The organism is Streptomyces sp. NPDC002265 (genome assembly GCF_040296125.1).
Classification (GTDB): Bacteria; Actinomycetota; Actinomycetes; order Streptomycetales; family Streptomycetaceae; genus Streptomyces.
Genome location: NZ_JBEOWS010000193.1, coordinates 1 through 18,527 on the forward strand (window position 1 = coordinate 1; position 18,527 = coordinate 18,527).

17 protein-coding genes are annotated in these 18,527 nt (G+C 73.5%); 5 read left to right on the forward strand and 12 right to left on the reverse strand.

The window, feature by feature from the left end:
• Nucleotides 1–184: 184 nt before the first annotated feature.
• Both ABT085_RS28520 and ABT085_RS28525 read right to left on the reverse strand, forming a co-directional pair.
• Nucleotides 185–865 (reverse strand): CBS domain-containing protein, encoded by a 681-nt coding sequence (locus ABT085_RS28520; RefSeq protein ID WP_351613908.1) that lies wholly within the window; start codon nucleotides 863–865, stop codon nucleotides 185–187.
• A 34-nt stretch (nucleotides 866–899) separates the two neighbouring features.
• A complete protein-coding gene (locus ABT085_RS28525; RefSeq protein ID WP_351613911.1) occupies nucleotides 900–1,601 on the reverse strand; it encodes a CBS domain-containing protein in 702 nt (233 codons plus the stop codon).
• 225 nt (nucleotides 1,602–1,826) lie between these two features.
• On the opposite strand from ABT085_RS28525, the gene ABT085_RS28530 reads away from it, so the two are divergent.
• The 4 genes from ABT085_RS28530 (at nucleotide 1,827) to ABT085_RS28545 (ending at nucleotide 7,052) form a co-directional block, all read left to right on the forward strand.
• Nucleotides 1,827–2,699 carry a universal stress protein gene (locus ABT085_RS28530; protein ID WP_351613914.1) on the forward strand — a complete coding sequence of 291 codons (873 nt, stop codon included), beginning with the start codon at nucleotides 1,827–1,829 and terminating at the stop codon, nucleotides 2,697–2,699.
• Between the two features lie 77 nt (nucleotides 2,700–2,776).
• Nucleotides 2,777–5,743 (forward strand): cation-translocating P-type ATPase, encoded by a 2,967-nt coding sequence (locus tag ABT085_RS28535; RefSeq protein ID WP_351613917.1) that lies wholly within the window; start codon nucleotides 2,777–2,779, stop codon nucleotides 5,741–5,743.
• On the forward strand, nucleotides 5,740–6,399 hold the full coding sequence (locus ABT085_RS28540) for a potassium channel family protein (protein ID WP_351613919.1): 660 nt from the start codon (nucleotides 5,740–5,742) through the stop codon (nucleotides 6,397–6,399). Before ABT085_RS28535 ends, ABT085_RS28540 begins: the two co-directional genes overlap by 4 nt.
• On the forward strand, nucleotides 6,396–7,052 hold the full coding sequence (locus ABT085_RS28545; RefSeq protein ID WP_351613922.1) for a potassium channel family protein: 657 nt from the start codon (nucleotides 6,396–6,398) through the stop codon (nucleotides 7,050–7,052). The genes ABT085_RS28540 and ABT085_RS28545 overlap by 4 nt, the downstream gene beginning before the upstream one ends.
• Before the next feature lie 3 nt (nucleotides 7,053–7,055).
• Here ABT085_RS28545 and ABT085_RS28550 read toward each other — a convergent pair whose 3' ends face one another.
• Genes ABT085_RS28550 through ABT085_RS28590 form a run of 9 tightly spaced genes read right to left on the reverse strand, consistent with a single transcriptional unit; the run spans nucleotide 7,056 to nucleotide 14,849 of the window.
• Nucleotides 7,056–7,676 (reverse strand): V-type ATP synthase subunit D, encoded by a 621-nt coding sequence (locus tag ABT085_RS28550; RefSeq protein WP_351613925.1) that lies wholly within the window; start codon nucleotides 7,674–7,676, stop codon nucleotides 7,056–7,058.
• Nucleotides 7,673–9,076 (reverse strand): V-type ATP synthase subunit B, encoded by a 1,404-nt coding sequence (locus tag ABT085_RS28555; RefSeq protein WP_351613928.1) that lies wholly within the window; start codon nucleotides 9,074–9,076, stop codon nucleotides 7,673–7,675. Before ABT085_RS28555 ends, ABT085_RS28550 begins: the two co-directional genes overlap by 4 nt.
• Nucleotides 9,073–10,830, reverse strand: coding sequence for a V-type ATP synthase subunit A (locus ABT085_RS28560; RefSeq protein ID WP_351613934.1), 1,758 nt, complete (start codon nucleotides 10,828–10,830; stop codon nucleotides 9,073–9,075). Before ABT085_RS28560 ends, ABT085_RS28555 begins: the two co-directional genes overlap by 4 nt.
• Nucleotides 10,818–11,345 carry a hypothetical protein gene (locus ABT085_RS28565; protein WP_351613937.1) on the reverse strand — a complete coding sequence of 176 codons (528 nt, stop codon included), beginning with the start codon at nucleotides 11,343–11,345 and terminating at the stop codon, nucleotides 10,818–10,820. The genes ABT085_RS28560 and ABT085_RS28565 overlap by 13 nt, the downstream gene beginning before the upstream one ends.
• A complete protein-coding gene (locus ABT085_RS28570) occupies nucleotides 11,342–11,572 on the reverse strand; it encodes a hypothetical protein (RefSeq protein ID WP_351613940.1) in 231 nt (76 codons plus the stop codon). Before ABT085_RS28570 ends, ABT085_RS28565 begins: the two co-directional genes overlap by 4 nt.
• Entirely contained in the window at nucleotides 11,572–11,988 is a 417-nt protein-coding gene (locus ABT085_RS28575; protein WP_351613943.1) for an ATP synthase subunit C, read from the reverse strand. Before ABT085_RS28575 ends, ABT085_RS28570 begins: the two co-directional genes overlap by 1 nt.
• Nucleotides 11,985–13,451, reverse strand: coding sequence for a V-type ATPase 116kDa subunit family protein (locus ABT085_RS28580; protein WP_351613945.1), 1,467 nt, complete (start codon nucleotides 13,449–13,451; stop codon nucleotides 11,985–11,987). Before ABT085_RS28580 ends, ABT085_RS28575 begins: the two co-directional genes overlap by 4 nt.
• Complete coding sequence (locus ABT085_RS28585) at nucleotides 13,438–14,385, reverse strand: V-type ATPase subunit (protein WP_351613948.1); 948 nt, start codon at nucleotides 14,383–14,385, stop codon at nucleotides 13,438–13,440. Before ABT085_RS28585 ends, ABT085_RS28580 begins: the two co-directional genes overlap by 14 nt.
• Nucleotides 14,385–14,849: a hypothetical protein gene (locus tag ABT085_RS28590; protein WP_351613950.1), complete on the reverse strand. Its 465-nt coding sequence runs from the start codon at nucleotides 14,847–14,849 to the stop codon at nucleotides 14,385–14,387. Before ABT085_RS28590 ends, ABT085_RS28585 begins: the two co-directional genes overlap by 1 nt.
• 164 nt (nucleotides 14,850–15,013) lie before the next feature.
• Here ABT085_RS28590 and ABT085_RS28595 point away from each other — a divergent pair, with 164 nt between their 5' ends.
• The gene (locus tag ABT085_RS28595; protein ID WP_351613953.1) at nucleotides 15,014–15,850 is read left to right on the forward strand and encodes a CBS domain-containing protein; all 837 of its coding nucleotides are present in this window, start codon (nucleotides 15,014–15,016) and stop codon (nucleotides 15,848–15,850) included.
• A gap of 60 nt (nucleotides 15,851–15,910) precedes the next feature.
• Here ABT085_RS28595 and ABT085_RS28600 read toward each other — a convergent pair whose 3' ends face one another.
• Nucleotides 15,911–18,241: a heavy metal translocating P-type ATPase gene (locus ABT085_RS28600; protein WP_351613955.1), complete on the reverse strand. Its 2,331-nt coding sequence runs from the start codon at nucleotides 18,239–18,241 to the stop codon at nucleotides 15,911–15,913.
• Between the last annotated feature and the right edge of the window lie 286 nt (nucleotides 18,242–18,527).

An 18,527-nucleotide genomic window follows, 5' to 3' on the forward strand; every position in this document is an offset into this window, starting at 1 on the left:
GCTGAACCGGCGCCCGGTCGCCGGGGCCTACCGGGCGGCCGGGCGCGGAGTTCATCCGATCCGCGGCGCAGGGCCGACGGCACGGTCGGCGCGTGGACGGTGCCGGACCTGCTCGGGTCTCTGCCCCGGCACGGTGCCCGGGGTCGGCCGGTCCGCGCCCGTGTCCGTCGTGCGCAGCGTCGGTTCAGGAACCGTGCGCTGGTGGCCCGCCGGGCTCCGTCGATTCACCGGTGAGCTGCGGCTCGACGTCCACGACGCCCTCGACGGCGTGTGCGAGACGCACGGCGACCGAGATGAGTGAGGTGTCGCGGATGTGTCCGCGCAGGGTGACGACTCCCTCCTGAACGCTCACGTGGACGCCGTGGCTGAAGCCCGGGAACAGGCAGGACACCACCGTGCGGCGGACCTCGTCCTCGATTTCCTCGTCCGAGCGCAGGAAGACCTTCAGCAGGTCGGCGCGGCTGACGATCCCCTGGAGCATGCCGATGCCGTCGACCACGGGCAGCCGCTTGACGTGCCGGACGGCCATGATCCTCGCGGCCTGGGCGAGGGTGGCGTCGGGGTGGACGGTGACGGCGGGGGTGCTCATGAGTTCCCCCGCCGTGGTCGCGCCGGCCTTGGCGACATCGAGCAGGCGCCGGCGCTGCTGGGAGAGGCTCTGTTCCTCGTCGCGGAACTCCTCCTTGGGCAGCAGGTCGGCCTCGGAGACGACACCGACGACGCGTCCCTCGCCCTCCAGCACGGGCATGGCGCTGACCTTCCACTGCTCCATGGTCCGCACGATCTCCTTGAACGGCGCGTCGCGTCCGACGGCAACGACCGTCTGGCTCATCACGTCGCTCACGCTGTACGCAGTCCCGGTCATGTCCGGCCACCTCGTCTCGGGTCCGTGATCCGGCTCAGGTGGCCAGTCCGGCGCGGCGCGACCCCTGCGACTCCGGCACGGTCGGGGTGTCGTCCACCCGGTGGTGCAGCTCCGCGGAGACATCGACCACCCCGTCCACGCCCTGGCACAGGCGCACGACGACCGGGACGAGCGACTTGCGCTCGACGGTGCCCGTCAGGGACACCCGACCGTCGACGACCCGCACGGTGACCGCGCCGGGCGCGATCCCGAGCGTGCGCAGGAGCACCTCTCCCGAGATCTCCTCCCGGATGGCGCTGTCGCTCCGGAGGAAGACACGCAGCAGATCGGTCCTGCTGACGAGGCCGACCAGCCGGTCGGCCTCGTCGACCACCGGCAGCCGTTTGACGTGGTGGCGCTCCATGACCTGGGCGGCCTCCACCGCCGTCCACTGCGGCCTGGCCGTCACGGCCGGCCTGTGCATCAGTCCCTCGGCGGTCGTGGCCTGGGCCTTCGCGAGGTCGGCGGGCCCGGGATGCAGAAGCGGCAGCAGGCCCGCCGGATCGAGTTGGGCGGCCTCCTTGCACAGCAGGTCCGCCTCGGAGACCACGCCCACGGTGTGTTCCTCGTCGTCCACGACGGGTACGGCGGTGATGTCGTGTTCGGCGAGCAGCTTGGCGATCTCCTTGAAACCGGTGTCCCGGCACACCTTGACGACCGGTGTGGTCATGAGGTCGCTCACCGTCCGGTGCCACATGGCTCCCGCCTCCTAGTGTCGCGTGCGTTCCTCCTTCCACTCTCCGCCTTGCACGCGTGAGCCGCATGGGCCGAACGGCCCCGACGGCACGCGAGGCGGACGACGGTCTGCACCACGCGGTCAGGCCCGTAGCTCCGGGGAAGCCGCGGCGTGCGGGACCCGGCGGAAGGGGTGAGGCTGGATGAGAGCGGACGGAGGGCGGCGCGGAGATCACCTGGAGGCGCCATGAGCGGTGCGGACGGACGTCGACCGATCGTCGTGGGTGTCGAGCCCGACACCTCGAAACGGCTGGCTCTCGCCTGGGCCGCCGACGAGGCGGACCGGCGGGCTCTGCCGCTGCGGCTCGTGCACGCCCTGGGGGTGCCGTCCGGCGGATACCGGCCGGGGGAGGCGCGGCCGGCCTGGGAGCAGTGGAGCCAGGTGCTGCGGTCCGCAGGGGAACGGGTACTCGAGGATGCTGTCGCCTTTGTCGAGTCCCGGCGCCCGGCGGTGGAGGTGTCGGCGTCGCTGGTGGAAGGGGAGCCTGCGTGGGTCCTGCGGGAGGAGACGCCGAGCGCCTCGATGGTCGTGGTGGGCTCCTGGCACCTGAGCACCCGGCGCGAACTGTTCAGCTCCGCCTCGGTGGCGCTCCCGCTCACCGCGCACGCCACATGCCCGGTCGCGGTCGTCCCGGAACCGGAGCACGTCACACAAGAGCCCGCGTACTTCGTGGTCGGTGTCGACGGCAGCCCGCATTCCGTGGCGGCGGTGGATCTGGCGTTCGAGGAGGCGGCCCTGCGGGGTGCGGCCGTCAGAGCACTGTACGTGTGGCGTCCACCGCTCCTCGGTGTCCTGGACGAGGACGCCGTGCTGCGGGAGTGCCGTCGTGTGCTGTCCGAGACGGTCGCGGGCCGTACGGCGACGCATCCGGAGGTGGAACTGCACCACGAGGTCGTCCGCGGCCACCCGGTGCGGGTCCTGACGCAAGCCTCGGAGCACGCCCTGGGTCTGGTCGTGGGGACTCGCGGGCATGGCGGGTTCACGGGCATGCTGCTCGGCTCGGTGAGCCAGGGAGTGCTGCACCACGCCCGCTGCCCCGTCGTCACCGTCCCCGTGTGAGGGCCTGTACGGCCCCTATCCTTGCCCCGCACGGCCCTGGTGGCATCCGCCGGATCGGCACAGGGTGACAAGGTGCCGTGGATTCTCTGGCGGCGTACCGGCGAGACGGCCGCCGCAATCTTGGAGCCTGCTGTGGAAGCCTCACCCAAGACCCTCCGCGCGATCCGGTCGGTGACATCGGTGACACCGGCGACGCGGCCCGGGTCGCCTCACGGGTCCGTGTGATGCGCACCGGTACGGATCCGTCGAGGACCGCGGAGCAGGGCTCGGCGGTCGGTGACACTTCTGCTTCCGTTCCGGCTGCTGCGGTACGACAGCTCGCCGCCGCCGATGTCTTCTGCGCGTTGGACACCTCACGGCGTGGGCTCACCCCCGCACAGGCGGCGGCGAGGCTGGAGCGGTACGGGGCGAACGAACTGCCGCAGGTCCGACACCGCCCGGTCTGGCGGGAGTTGGGCGCGCAGTTCATGGACCTCTTCGCGGTGGTCCTGCTGGTTGCCTCGGCGATCACCTTTCTGGCGTACGGCCTTCAGCAGCCGCGTGAGGCGGGCACCTTGCAACTGGCGACGGCCATCCTGGCCGTCGTCGTGCTGAACGCCGCCATCGGTTTCGCGCAGGAGTACTCGGCGGAGCGCACGGCGCAGGCCTTGGCGGCGATGGTGCCGCACGCCTGCCGGGTGCTGCGCGGCGGGCAACGGCTGGAGGTGCCCGCCCGGAACCTGGTGCCCGGGGACGTGGTGGCGCTGGAGGCCGGGGACGCCGTGCCGGCGGACTGCCGGCTGGTCGAGGCGCACGAACTGAAGGTCAACAACGCTCCGTTGACCGGAGAGAGCAACGCTGTGGGCCGCACGACCGATCCGGTGGCTGAAGGGCCCGCGCTGGAGTCCCGCAACTGCGCCTTCATGGGGACGGACGTGGTCGCCGGATCCGGGCGTGCCGTGGTCGTCGCCACGGGCGCGTCCACCGAGTTCGGGCGGATCTACCGGCTGGCCGCCGCCGCACCGCGCCAGAAGACCCCGCTTCAGCACCAGGTGGCCGTCATGGCACGTCGGGTGGCGGGGGCGGCCCTGGCGACCGGGGCCCTGATGTTCGTCGTACGGCTTCCCACGGGCGAGTCCGTCCTGCCGGCGTTCGTGTTCGCCCTGGGAGTGATGGTGGCGCTGGTGCCGGAAGGGCTGCCCGCCACCCTGTCGGTGTCCCTGGCGATCGGCGTACGGCGGATGGCGCGGCGTCAGGCTCTGATCAAGCAACTGCTGGCGGTGGAGGCGCTCGGATCGACCACCGTGGTGTGCACCGACAAGACCGGGACGCTCACCCAGGCGGAGATGACCGTCATCCGGGTGTGGGCGGACGGGGTGACCCATGACGTGACGGGTGTCGGCTACGCCCCGCGCGGGGAGGTCGGCGCCGCGGCGTCGGTGAGTGAGCTGCTCAGGGTGGCCGGCCTGTGCTGCGACGCCCGGCTGGTGCCGCCGGCGGGCCCTCAGGACCGCTGGCGGGTGCTCGGCGACACGACCGAGGGAGCGCTGCTCGTGGTGGCGGCCAAGGCCGGTGTGGACCTGGACGCGGAGGCGGCTGCGACCCCGCGGGTGACGGAGTTCCCCTTCGACTCGGACCGCAAGCTGATGACCACCGTCCACCGGACCGCGACGGGCCACCAGGCCTGCGTCAAGGGAGCTCCCGGGGAGGTGCTGGCGCGCTGCACCGACACGGAGCGTGCCGGAAGGCAGGAGCCGCTGACCGAGCGGGACCGGGCGGCGGTCGTCGCGGCGGGCGACGAGCTCGCCGCCCAGGGGCTGCGGGTGCTGGCCGTCGCACGGCGTGAGGTCGACGGGCCCCACCCCGTGCAGGAGGACGCGGAGTCCGGTCTGACCCTCCTCGGCCTGGTGGGCATGCTGGACCCGCCGCGCCCGGAGGTCACCGACGCGGTCGCCGCCTGCCGCCGGGCCGGCATCCGTATCGTGATGGTCACCGGGGACCACCCGCTGACCGGTGAGGCCGTGGCCCGCCGGGTGGGGATCGTCCGGCGGCCAGATCCGGTCGTGGTGACCGGGTCCCGGCTCGACGCGATGGACGACGACCGGCTCGACGCGCTGCTCGCCGAACCGTCCGAACTGCTGCTGTGCAGGGTCAGCCCGGAGCACAAGATGCGCGTGGTCACCGCGTTCCAGCGGCGGGGCGAGGTGGTGGCGGTCACCGGGGACGGTGCGAACGACGCTCCCGCGCTCAAGCACGCGGACATCGGTGTGGCGATGGGGGCCGGGGGCACCGACGTGGCCCGCGAGGCGGCCGCGATGGTTCTGCTGGACGACTCGTTCGCCTCCATCGCGGCGGCGGTACGTCTCGGCCGCGCCGTCTACCAGAACATCCGCAAGTTCCTCGTCTATCTGTTCAGCCACAACATCGGCGAGCTGGTCCCGATCCTCGCGGCCACCTTCGCGGGATTCCCGTTGGTGCCCATCAGCGCGGTGCAGATCCTCGCCATCGACCTGGGCTCCGACGTACTGCCCGCCCTGGCCCTGGGTGCCGAGCCGCCCGAGCCCGACGTCATGGACCGTCCGCCGCGCTCCCGCCGGGAGCGGCTGTTCTCGGCAGCCGTGACGGGACGGATCCTGTTCCTCGGCGGCATCCAGGCGGCCTGCGTCACCGCCGTCTTCTTCGAGCACGTCGTCGCCTCGGGGATCCCGTTCGACGACTTCACCAAGGACACGCCCGTCTACCGTGAGGCGATCACCATGGTCCAGGCGGGGATCGTGCTCAGCCAGTTCTTCAACGCGCTCGCCGTGCGCACCGACCGGCAGAGCATCCTGAAGGTGGGGCTGCTGTCCAATCCCGCCCTGCTCGCAGCGGGCTGCTTCGGCGTCGCCCTCATGGCCGCGATCAGCTACCTGCCCCTGCTGCAGACCGTCTTCAACACCGCCGCGCTCGACGCCGCCGACTGGGCCGTCCTGGCCGCACTCGGCACCCTGCCCCTGTGCGCGGACGAGATCCGCAAGGCGTGGCTGCGCCGACGCGACGCTTGTCGGAAAGGAGCCCCACGGTGAAAGTGATCGTCGTCGGCTGCGGGCGGGTGGGGGCAGGTCTCGCCGCTCTGCTCGCCTCCGAAGGGCACGACGTCGAGGTCGTCGACCGGCGCCCCGAAGCCGCCCGGCGGCTCCCCGACAGCCCCCGCATCCGCTTCCACGAGGGCAACGGCTTCAGCCGGGCCGTCCTGGAGGCCGCCGGGATCGAACACGCGGACGCCTTCGTCGCCGTCACCTCCGCCGACAACAGCAACATCGTCAGCGCCCGCACGGCGAAGGACACCTACCGGGTCCCGGTCGTCCTCGCCCGCAACTACGACCCGAGGCGCGCCGACATCTACCACGACCTCGGCATCCCCACCATCGCCGGCGTCCGCTGGACCGTCCATCAGCTCCACATGATGCTGTTGCACCGCCACCTCAGCCCCGAACTCGGCTTCGGCAACGGCGAGACCCTCCTCGTCCGCTCGGAGATGCCCGCCTACCTTGTCGGCCGACGGCTGACCGAGTTCGACGTCGACGGCGAGATCCGCGTGGTCGAGGTCACCCGCGCGGGCCGCTCTCTCATCCCCGCGCACGGCACCCCCGCGCAGGCGGGCGACCTGGTCACCTTCGCCGTCGCCGCGACCGCGCTCGGAAGGTTGCGCGGCTTCCTCGACAAGGAGCTGGGAACGTGAACGTGCTCATCGCCGGCGCGGGACGGCTCGGCAGCCAGATCGCCCAGGTGCTCGCCGCCGCGCGCAACGAGGTCACCCTCATCGACAACGACGACGACCGCTTGGCCGAACTCGAAGGCCGCGTCCCGGTGCGGCTGGTGCCGGGCGACGCCTGCGAGCGGACCCTGCTGGAGCACGCCGGCGCCCTGACCGCCGACCTCGTCGTCGCGACCACCGGCGACGACGAGGACAATCTCGTCATCAGCCTCCTCGCCAAACGGCAGTTCTCGGTGCCCCGCGTCGCCGCCCGCGTCAACGACGCGGACAACGCCTGGCTGTTCGACGAACGCTGGGGCATCGACGTCGCCGTTCCTTCCGCCACCCCGCTGATCTCCCTCATCGAGGAGGCCACCGGCGCCACCGACACGGTGGCGCTGCTGCGGCTCAGCAAGGCCGGCGTCGAGGTCATCGAAACGGCCATCACGCAGCAGTCCAGGACCGTGGGCCGGCCCCTGGGGGACGTCGTGCTGCCCGAGGGGACCGTCGTCGCCACCATCGTCCGCGGCGGACAGCCGACGGTGCCGGACCCGGCGGAGCGGCTGCGCGTCGGTGACGAACTCCTCCTCGTCTCCCACACGGCGACCGAGCAGGAGATCCACGCCGCCTTCCAGTGACCCTCACCGCACGGTGGACCGAGCCGCCCAACGTCTGCGTACGCCGTCCTCGTGCTCGGCCTGTTCCAGGGCCAGGTCGGCCCGGCCGAGCGCCTCCCGCAGGCGGGGGATCCAGTGGCGTCGCAGGGCGCGGACGCGGTGCCGGGTGCTTGCCACCTCCGCGCCGACGCTTTCGGCGGCCGTGCGGGCGGCCGCGTACTCGGCGGCGGCCCGCACGGCGCGGGCGTACGCGGTCTCGGCGTGCACGAGAGCCGTGTTGGTGGGGGCGGCTGCGGTGGGCGGACGGGCGGAGACGGACACGGAGGCCCTTGCCGGGTGGCGTACGCCCATGGAGGTGGTCCAGTCGACCGTGACGTCGGCGGGAGGAATGCCCGCGGCAGCCGCGTCGAGGGCGTCCTCCCCGCTCAGGAGCAGCCCCCGCAGCAGCCAGTGATCGGCGTCGAGCAGCAGGTCGCGCCAGACGCCGGAGGCCGCCTCCGCCGCGCTCACCAGCCGCTCGTGCTCGGAACGCAGGACGCGGAGCTTCTGCTCCAGGAGGTCGGCGCCGCGCTCGGCGACATCGAGTCTGTGCCGCAGACGCAGCCGTCCAGCCCGGCCGGGTGGCGTACGGCGGGTGCCGGTCATCGGGACGCCTCCGTGTCCGGGGCGTCCTGCGCGTCACGGGCGTCGAGGAGGCGGGCCGGGAGCATGGACAGCTGACTGCGGGGCAGCGTGAGCAGGGCCCGCCAGCCGCGTTCCAGCGCGTCGTCGAGGTCGCGCGGCTCGTCGCTCGGCTGGTCGGCGAAGTCCCGCAGGAACGCCTCGTCGAAGTCCAGGTAGCGGCGGTCCGTGGGGCTCAGCGCCGCCTCGCCGACCAGGTCCGCGAGGTCCCGGAGCTGCCGGGCCCGGGCCAGGGCAGCCAGCAGCTGGGCCGCGACGTCGACATGGTCGTCGCGGGTGCGACCGGGCCCTGCGCCCTTGCGCATCAGCCGGGAGAGCGAGGACAGCGCGTCCAACGGCGGATACACACCCCGCGCGTGCACCGAGGGCGAGAGCACGATCTGCCCCTCGGTGATGTACCCGGTCAGGTCGGGAACCGGGTGCGTGATGTCTCCTGCGGGCATGGTCAGCACGGGCAGCACCGTGACCGAGCCGGGCCGGTCCCGGACGCGTCCGCAGCGCTCGTACAGGGAGGCCAGGTCGCTGTAGAGATAGCCGGGGTAGGCACGACGGGCGGGGATCTCCGCACGGGCGGCCGACACCTCGCGCAGTGCCTCGGCGTACGTCGTCATGTCGGTCATCACCACCAGGACGTGGCTTCCTTCCACGAAGGCGAGGTGCTCGGCGACGGTGAGGGCGATCCTCGGGGTGAGGATCCGTTCGATCACCGGGGCGTCGGCGGTGTTCAGCAGCAGGACCAGTTCCCCGGCCGCCGACCGCTCCTCCAGAGCGTCCCGGACGAAGGAGGCGTCCGCGTGGGTGAGGCCCATGCCCGCGAACACGACACTGAACGCCTCGCCGGCGGTGGTGGCCTGCGCGGCGATCTGGGCCGCCAGCTCCAGATGCGGCAGCCCGGCCATCGAGAACACAGGCAGCTTCTGCCCCCGTACGAGGGTCGTCAGGGCGTCGACGGCCCCGACGCCCGTGAGTACCGGCTCGGACGGCGGCTCGCGCCGTACGGGGTTGACGGGAGCGCCGCCGACCTCGGCCGTGCAGGCACCGAGGACGGGTGGGCCGCCGTCGAGGGGCTCGCCCCGGCCGTTGCAGACCCGGCCCAGCCAGTCCGTGCCGACCGGGACGCGCAGCGGGCTGCCGGAGAAGGCCACACGGACACCCTCCGGGTCCATGCCGGCCGTCCCCTCCAGCACCTGCACGACGGCCAGGCCGCGGTCGGCGTCCAGGACCACGCCGTGGAACCGCTCACCCGAGGCGAGGGTGATCAGCGCGTACTCGTCCCAGCCGACCCCCGACACGCCCTCGACGACCGCGAGCGGGCCCCGCAGCTCACGTACCGCCGTGTACTCGATCCCGCCGAACGCACTCACGACCGCACCTCACCCAGCCTGGCGAGCATGGCATCCCGGCTCGCCACCACCTGCTCCGCATCGTGCGGGCCGGTGTCCTCCCGGGCGCGCACCAGCGGACCGAAATCGATCTCCTCGACCGAGGCCGCGGGCACACCGCAGTCCACCAGCGCGCGGCAGCGCTCGGCGACCGCCAGCACGGCGTCGGCCAGGGCCGCCGTCTTCTCCGGCCCGCAGTACGCGTCCTGCTCCGACAACGCGCTCTGCTGCAGCACGCCCTCCCTGACCAGCCGCCCCGCGAGCACGCCGATCCGCTCCCGCGCGGGCAGGGCCGCGATGCCGATCAGGTCCACCAGATCGGCCAGCCGGTCGGCCTCCGCCAGCACCGCCCCCACCCGCTCGCGGCGCCGCTCCCAGCCGGAATCACCGCCCGCCCGGTGTCCGGCGGCGAGGACCGGCACGTCCCGGGAGAAGGACCCCGACCAGGACACCGCCGGGTAGTGGCGGGCGTACGCCAGATCGCGGTCGAGGGTCCACAGGCACCGCACGAAACGCTCGGTGTGCGCGGTCACCGGTTCGGTCAGGTCCCCGCCGGGCGGCGACACCGCTCCGATCACCGTCACCGATCCACGGTCCCCGCCCAGCGTGGTCACGGCGGCGGCCCGCTCGTAGAAGGCCGCGATCGCCGAGGCCAGCCCGGCCGGGTAGCCCTCTTCCGCGGGCAGCTCGCCGGTCCGGGAGGCGAACTCGCGCAGTGCCTCGGCCCACCGGGAGGTCGAATCGGCGATGACCACCACGTCCAGGCCCATGTCCCGGAAGTACTCGGCGACCGTCACCCCCGTGTACACACTCGCCTCCCGGGCCATCATCGGCATGTTGGAGGTGTTGGCGATCGTCACCGTGCGGTCGGCGAGACGTCCGCCCGTCCGCGGGTCCCGCAGCTCCGCCAGCTCCGTGATGACGTCGGCCATCTCGTTGCCGCGCTCCCCGCAGCCGACGTAGACGATGACGTCCGCGTCGCACCACTTGGCGATCTGCTGGAGCAGCATGGTCTTGCCCGTGCCGAACCCGCCCGGCACCGCCACCGTGCTGCCCCGGACGACCGGGAAGAGGAGGTCGACCACCCGTTGCCCGGTGTTCAGGGCCTCGTGGCTGTCGACGCGCTCCCGCACCGGACGGGGCCGGCGCACCGGCCACCGGGTGCCGACGGTCACCTCGGTGCCGCCGACGACGGCCGCCACCGCGTCCCCCGTAAGCCCTCCGGCGTCGGAGATCCGCTCCACGACACCCCCGCAGCCGGGGGGCACCAGGACCTTCACCTTTACTGGTCCCGCGTCGCGGATCTCCCCGAGGGCCTGTCCCTCGCAGACTTCTTCGCCCTGCGCCACCGACGGAGCGAAGGTCCAGGAGTGTGCCTCGACCGTGGCGGTCCGGATGCCGGGCACCAGCCAGTCGCCGGCGCCGGACAGCGGACGCAGCAACCCGTCGAAGATCCCGCCGAGCAGTTCCGGACCCAGCCGCACGGACAGGGGCCGTCCCCGCGGTGTCGCCGTCTGCCCGGGAGCGAGTCCGCCGGTGTACTCGTACGCCTGCACGGTGACCACGCCGCCGCTGATGGCCACGACCTCCCCGGGCAGCCCGGCGGGGCCGATCGAGACCAGGTCGTACATCGCGGTGCCGCGCGTGTACTCCACCTCCACCAGCGGCCCGGTGACACGCAGGATCCGGCAGGCGGCCGGTCTGCGCGTCCCGCCGGACTCCGTCACGGCTCCCACAGGGTCCCCACCTCCCGTCCCATCCGGTCCAGGGCGCGGTCCGCCAGCGTGGCCAGCGACAGATCGACCCGGCGCCCGGGCGCGGCGGCGATCACACCCCCGCCGGGGTGCTCGGTCACCGCGGTGCCGGGACCCAGGAGGACGCGGGCCCGCTGCTCCAGCCGCTTGCACAGGCTCGGGTAGTCGGTGGTCCGGCGCAGTTCCCCGACCCGTTCGGCGGTCTCGCGGCGCAGTGTCTCGTACGCCTCCCGGCGCGTGGTGAGGGTGCGGAATCTGGCCTTCCGACGGGCTCGGACGAGGAGATCACGGGCCGCTGCCGCACCGTCGGCCTCGCCCTGCCGACGGGCCTCGTCGAGAATCTCCCGGGCTTCGGCGCGGGCCCGGTCGAGCAGGGCGGCAGCCTCCCGCTCGGCGCGGGCCAGTACCGCCTGCTCGTCGGCGTGAGCGGCTCGCAGCAACTCTGCCCGGACCGGGCCGAGCCCTTGCGTCGGCCGGTCGGAGGGCGGGGTGGTCATGGCGGCATCACGGCGATCAGTGGGCGGCCGCCCGTGGGCGCGCCCGGTTCCGGACCCAGCGCCTCGGCCGCCGCGGCGGTCAGGACCACCAGCTCCACATCGTCGGGCAGGCTCCGCCAGCCCCGGCGTACGGCCTCGGGGGCGTCCGCGGCCAGGACGACCACGCCGGCGAGGGCCAGACCGGCCACCCGGGACCGCTCGCCGAGGGCGGCGACGCGCCCCACCATCACGCCTTCCCGATCAGGATGACCGCCACGACCAGTCCGTAAATCGCTATGCCCTCGGCCAGACCGACGATGACCATCGCCCGGCCGAAGAGTTCGGGCCGCTCGCTGAGCGCCGCGAGGGCCGCCGCTCCGGTGTAGGCGACGGCGACCCCCGCCCCGATCGTCGCCCCGGCCACCGCGATCGCCGCGCCGATCAGGGCCGCAGAGCCCGCCCCCGAGTCGTGGGCCGCCGTCGTGGCGGCCTGGGCGGATCCACCGCCGAACGTCAGGGCCAGCACCACGGCAGCAGCCACCAGAAGCACGGCGTCTGCGGCGACCGTCCACCACAGGGCCCTGCCGCCCGACCGCCGCAGCACGAGCCGTACGGCGACGAATCCCGCCAGGACCAGGGGCAGGGCCAAGAACCAGGTGATCACGACTGCTCCTTCCTCACCGGGCCGGCGGTCACCCCGGCCGGGGCCGGACCCAGGACGTGCTCGACGGGCAGCCGCCAGGGCCTGAACGGGCGCCCCTGTCCCTCGAAGAGCCGGGAGAACAGTTCGTAGAACTCCAGACGCAGCGCCTGAACGCCCGCCACGAGCGCCTCCAGCGCGAACGTCAGGACGTTGCCCACGACAAACACCAGCGACGCGCCGACGACTCCGGCCGGGCCCTGGCCGGCGAGCGCCGTCGTGCCGTCCCAGACGATCGCGCCGAGCGCGGCGTGCGTCAGGCCGAAGGCCGCGAGCCGGGCGAAGGACACCACGTTGGAGCCGAGCCGGACGACCGCGTCGAAAAGCTGGATCCCGGTCTGCACCGCCCCGCCCGGACCACCGGCCGTCTCCGCGTACAGTCCGGCCCCGGCCAGCGCCAGGCCGGTGAGGGCGATCGCGGCCCCCGCCGACGCGTACGCCACCGCGCCGAGCCACGCGGCCCCGGCGACGGCGGCGAGGCCCAGATAGAGCGCCGCCCCCGCGACGCCGGTCGTGGAGTACAAAGCTGCCGCCGGTCCGCCTTCTCGCCAGCGGTTCACGATCCCGGCGGCGTAGGCGGCAGCCAGCAGCACAGCACCGAGCCCGACGGCGGTGGCCAGCAGCCGCGTCGGTTCCTCCAGCGGCCGCAGCCACAGCACGGGCAGCACCCCGGTCGGGCCGAAGAACTCGCCGTACGCCACCCCGGCGAGTGTCGCGGCCACCCCGGCACCGGCCACGAAAGGCCACAGCGAGCGCAGTGCCGCCGTCCGGCGCGGCCGGCCCGCGCGCAGGAGGAGAGCGACGACGACCAGCAGCAGTCCGTGCCCGGCATCGCCGAACATCAGGCCGAACATCACCACGTAGACGACGCCTGCCGGGAGCGTGGGGTCGAGGTCGGCGTAGGGCACGGTCCCGTAGGTGCTGACCAGAGGCGTGAAGGAGCGGCGCACAGGCATCGTGCGCAGTGCGGTGCGGGCGCCTGTCAGCAGGGTCGGCGGATCGACGCCGCGCGGAGCCCGCAACGGCACGAGTGCTCCTCCGACCCCGGCGACGCGCGCCGCCGTGGTGCCCACCTCCGTCTCGGGGCACCAGCCGGCCAGTGCGGCGACCTCGCCGTGCCGGACGGCGCTGCCGAGGCGTTCCTCCAGTTGCGCCTCACCCGCCAGCAAGTCGGCTCTGCCCGCGCGTTCCAGGGCGTCCAGGTCCGGCGGGGACTCGCTGAGGACCGCTCGAGCCGGCTCGCCGCGCAACCGCTGCAGACGCCTCGTCGCGGGCCCGTGGACCTCCGGCCCGCCGTCCCCGGGCAGGTCGATCTCGACGCAGCCCGCCTCGGCGATCCGCACCAGGCTTTCCCGCAGCGTCCGCTCGGGGGCCACGACCGCCACCCTGCGCATCCGGACCGGGATCGCCGCCTCAGCCCGGACCATCGGGCTCCTCCGCTGCCGGCCGTTCACCCGGTCCGCGGCCCCGGGCGGCCAGTTCCAGCGCGCCACGGGTCCGCCACGCGTCGGCCGACAGCAGGGCCACGGCCCCCACCACGGGCCCCGGGCCGAAGGAGGACCGGCGCAGCAGCTCCCGGCTGTCGCGCTCGACCGTGTCCCACCAGCGCGCCTCGGCCCGCCACAGGTCAGCCGCCTCGTCCACGTCCTTCAGCAGCCGGCGCGTGTCGGCGGGCAGCGCCTGCCGGAAGTCGGCGTACGACCCCGCCCCCACCGCCCGGGGGCCGAGCAGACGGGCGGTCCGCCGGACGGATTCGTCCGGCAACCGGCGCCCGACGACGAACACCTCGCGGCCGAACAGCAGAGCGAGCCGGGCCGCTGCCCAGCGAGCCGCGTCGGGAACGGTGACCGAGAGGCGTACGGCCGCGGAGACCCGCATGCCGGTGGCGACCGCGGCGGGGGAGTCGCCCCCGGGGTCGCCCCAGTCGGAGGCCGCCAGCGCGGTGCGCAGCTCCGACGGCGTGCGGGTGCGGGCGAGCCGGGACCAGGCGATCGCCAGTGCACCGAGGCGGTAGGGCGGGAGGAAGGGGTGTTCCGTGTCTGCCGCGATCTCTCTCAGATGGTGTTCCGTGTTGGAGATCTCGAATCCCGCGGCGAGCGCCCGGACGGCCTGGGCACCGGTGGCGGGCTGCCAGCCGGCGAGGACCCGGAGATGCCACAGCAGTGCCGCCGAGACGGCCCGCTGGGCCTCGGCCGGTGTCGCACCAGGGATGACATGGCGCCGGTAAGGGGTGACCGCCAGCCGGCGCAGGGCGTCGTCGAGGGTGCGGCAGGCGGCCACCTGCCCGATGCCGTCGGGGCCCAGGCATCTGGTGCGCAGAGCCCGTGCCCGTGCCACTCCGGCCACCCAGCCGGCGCCCATCAGGAACCCGCCTCCGGCGACGTGTGCAGTTCCGGCTCCGCCGTGATGTCCGCCAGCACCAGCGCGAGCGCCCGCTCGGCCAGCGCGGGCGTCCGGCCGGTGGCCCGGTCGCGCACCGCGGCCGCCTCACGCTCCGCGCCCGCGAGCAGTTCCGCGGCCTGGGCCTCGGCGGCTCGCAGCGACCGCTCGGCGGCCTCCTCACGCGCCTGGAGGGCTTTTTCACGCGCCTCGGTCAGGATCTCGTCGGCCAGGGCCTCGGCCTCGTGCAGGCGTGCCGCAGCGGCGGCTTCGGCACGCTCGCGCACGCCCAGGGCGTCCGCCTGGGCCTGCTCGAGCAGGGCCAGGGGCGGTGTGAGTTCCGCGCGCAGTTCGGCGGAACGGTCCGCGGGGACACCGCCGGAAGTCGCCCGGCCGGGCGATGCCGCCGGTCGGAACCGCGTCAGAAAGCCCCGGAATCCCGTCATGAGGTCACCTCTTGGGCCCAGTCCCCGCCTTCCCAGTCTCCTTGGTGAGCGGTGATGTGTCGCGTCACGCTGGCCCTCCCTCGGCCGGGGCCGCGCCCGGAGGCCGCGGGTGCCGATCGATGCGAGACTGAGCCCGTAGGTGACGGCACCCCCGGGAGGCAGCCGTGAGCGACTTCGAGCACCGCTCGGCGGAGAAGGCAGCCCGCAGCACCATGCCGGGCCGCCCCTGGACACCTCAGGAGGAACCGCGGCAGGACGTGCTGCGCCGCTACCTCGCGGCAGTCGCCGGCGCCGCGTCGGCGCGGAGCTCCGAACCGACCGGCGAGGAGGCGAGTCCGGCGCCTCCCGCGTCGGCTCCCCGCACCCCGGCCGTGCCCCGCGTGCGGGACGTCATGCAGGTGCCCGCGGCCTCGGTCCCCGGCGACATGCCCTTCCTCGACGTGGCGCACACACTCGCCCGTGAACAGGTCAACGCCCTACCGGTGGTCGACGCGGACGACCACGTGATCGGGGTTGTCTCCGAGTCGGACCTGCTGGCCAAGGCCGCTGTCCTGGCGGAGCCACGCCGGCACGGCCCCGTCGGCAGGCTGTGGCAGCACCGCCTGTACGACAAGAGTCATGGGGACACGGCCGCCACCCTGATGACCTTCCCTGCGGTCACCGTCCACCCGGCGTCGCGTGTGTCGGACGCGGCCTGGACAGCGGCCCACGCGCGCTTGAGGCGGCTCCCCGTGACGGACCTTCACGGTCGGCTCGTCGGCGTGGTCAGCCGACAGGACCTGCTGCGCGCCCTGATCCGTGACGACAGCGAGATCCAGGCCGAGGTGGAGTCCCTTGTGGGGCGCCACCTGGTGGATCCGCGTGGCGTCGAAGTGACCGTGCGCAACGGCGTGGTGACCTTGACGGGGCGGCTGGACAAGGATCTCGTCCCCGAGCTGCTGGCGCCGGTGCGGGACATCGACGACGTGGTCGAGGTCGTCGATGCCATCGTGGTGGTGTGAGCGGACAGAGTCCGCCCGGCGGTCCGTTCTCGCAGGCACTGGAGCTCTGCCGGGGCGCTCTCATGGGGCGAGGGAGAAGTAGTTCTCCTCCTCCTGCGTGAAGTGCAGCCGCAGGACGGTGTGGAGACCGTAGAGGCAGGAACGCAGGTCGTCGAGTTGTTCGGGGGCCAGGCCCCCGCCGGCGTGCGCGAGTGCGAGGTGGGTGGCGATGCGGCGCGAGAGGCGTTCGATCTCGGTGTGGGCGCGGCTCATGGGGGCGGTGGCCTCGGGGCCGCCCAGGGTGGGGGCGAGCGCGGGATAGAGTTCGTGTTCTTCGGCGTGCTCATGGGGCAGCAGCCGTTCGACGAGCAGACGGTGGGTCTCCTGCACAGCGGTGAGCGCTGCGGGGCCGGGAGCGTCGGAGAGGCGATCGGCCGCGTCGCGTACGGCGTCGAGGACGTCCTGAAGGTCCTGGTGTTCGTCGGCGAAGCGGTGGATGAGGGCTTCGGCGGCGGGGGTGACGGCGGGGTGCGCGGCCTGGCCGACGCGCAGCGCACGCAGGGCATTGAGGATGACGGCGACGTCGATGCCTTCCTGGAGCAGCGCGCCGACGGCGGGCGGGAGCAGGCCGACGGCGGCCGCGGCCATGGCGGCCAAGGACATCAGCATGCCGCCCATGGCACTCTGGACGGCGATGCGGCGGGCGCGCTGGGCGATGGCGACGGCGTCCGCGAGGCGGTCGACGCGGTCGGTGGTCAGGACGATGTCGGCGGCCTCGGAGGAGGCGGTGGAGCCGCGCGCGCCCATGGCGACACCGATGTCGGCGGCGGCCAGGGCCGGGGCGTCGTTGACGCCGTCGCCGACCATCACCGTGACGGCGTTCTCCCGTTCGGCGCGGACAGCGGCCACCTTGTCGGCGGGGCTGAGCTCGGCCCGCACGCCGTCCAGACCGAGGACGGCGGCGGCCTCCTGGGCAGGGGTGGCGCGGTCACCGGTGAGCATCAGCAACCGCCGGAAGCCCGCCGCGCGCAGGTGGCGCAGGGTACGCGGGGCGTCGTGGCGCAGGGGGTCGAGCAGCAGGACGGCGCCGGCCGGCGCTCCGTCGAGGGTGAGCCAGGCGACCGTCGCGCCGTCGAGAAGGGCGCGGTTGTCGACCGACCTGGCCCAGGCGGGCCGTGCGGGGTCGGGGTCGAGGCGCCCGACGGACACGCGGTGTCCGTCCACGATGCCGGTGGCGCCCCGGCCGGGTTCTTCCGTGACGTCCGTCGGGGCGGTCAGTCCCAGTCCGCGTTCTCTGGCGGTGTCGACGATGGCCTGTGCCAGGACGTGGGGCGAGTACTGGTCGAGTGAGGCCGCCAGACGCAGGACGTCCGCAGGCTTCAGACCGGGGGCGGCGGTGACGTCGAGGACGCGCGGACGGCCTCGGGTGAGGGTACCGGTCTTGTCGAGCAGCAGAGTGCGGGCGCGGCCGAGGTTCTCCAGTGCGCCGCCGTCACGGACGACCACGCCCAGACGGGAGGCACGGGAGAGTCCGGAGACGATCGCGACCGGGGCGGCAAGCAGCAACGGACAGGGTGTGGCGACCACCAGGACGGCGACCGCCCGGACGGCGGAGCCGCTGATCAGCCACGCCAGTCCCGCGACGACGAGGGAGAGCGGCAGGAACCAGGCGGCGTAGCGGTCGGCCAGCCGCACGACGGGCGCGGACTCGGCTCCGGCCTGCCGGGCCAGCTGCACGATCCGCGCGTAGGTGCTCTCCCGCTCGACGGCGGTGGCGCGCAGTTCGAAGGCACCGCCGGCGTTGACCACACCGCTGCGCACTCCATCGCCCTGGAGCCGCTCGACCTGCACCGCTTCACCGGTGAGCACCGATTCGTCGAGGACGGCGGCAGCGCTTTCCACGCGGCCGTCGACGGGCACGACGTCACCGGGACGCACGACGAGCAGGTCACCGACGACGACCTGTTCCAGCGGTACTGCGGCCACTCCCGCACCTGTGCGCCGGTGTGCCGAGCGCGGCGCGTGGTCGAGCAGGGCGCGCAGGTCGTGGGAGGCGCGCCGTTGGGCCGCGGACTCCAGAGTCCGCCCGGTGGCGAGCATCAGAGCGATCAGAGCACCGGCCAGGAACTCGCGCACGGCCAGGGTCCCGCCGAGTGCGAGCACGGCGATCAGGTCCACGCCGGCCCGTCCGTGCCACAGTGCGGCCAGCACCCACCACACTGCGGGCACGACGGCGGCCACGGTACCGAGAGCCCAGAACAGGTCGGCGAGGTCCGGGGCGCCGACGATCCAGGCGATGCCGCCGCCGGCGAGGGCGGCGGCCGTCACGGCCAGGAGAGCGGGTTCGCGCCGTCGGGACGCGCCAGGGGCGGCCAGGCGGTGCAGTCGCACTGCGAGAGCTGAGTCGTTCATCGAACACCTCGATGGATCCGGCATGGCGCCCCCCGGATCGGTCTCCCTCCATCCCATCGCGGCATCCGGTAGTGAGGGAAGGGGACGTCCGGCCCTGTTTCCGGGCCGGACGGACAGCGTGGGAGACCTTCAGAAGAAGCTGAGAGGTTCCTGTGCCTGGCTGACGCGCCCGATCGACACACGGAACCCCTACCTGCTGGAGGATTTCGCAGATGAGCCTGTTCAACGGCCTGCCCGCTCACATACTGCTCGTGCATTTCGTCGTGGTCCTCGTTCCCCTGACCGC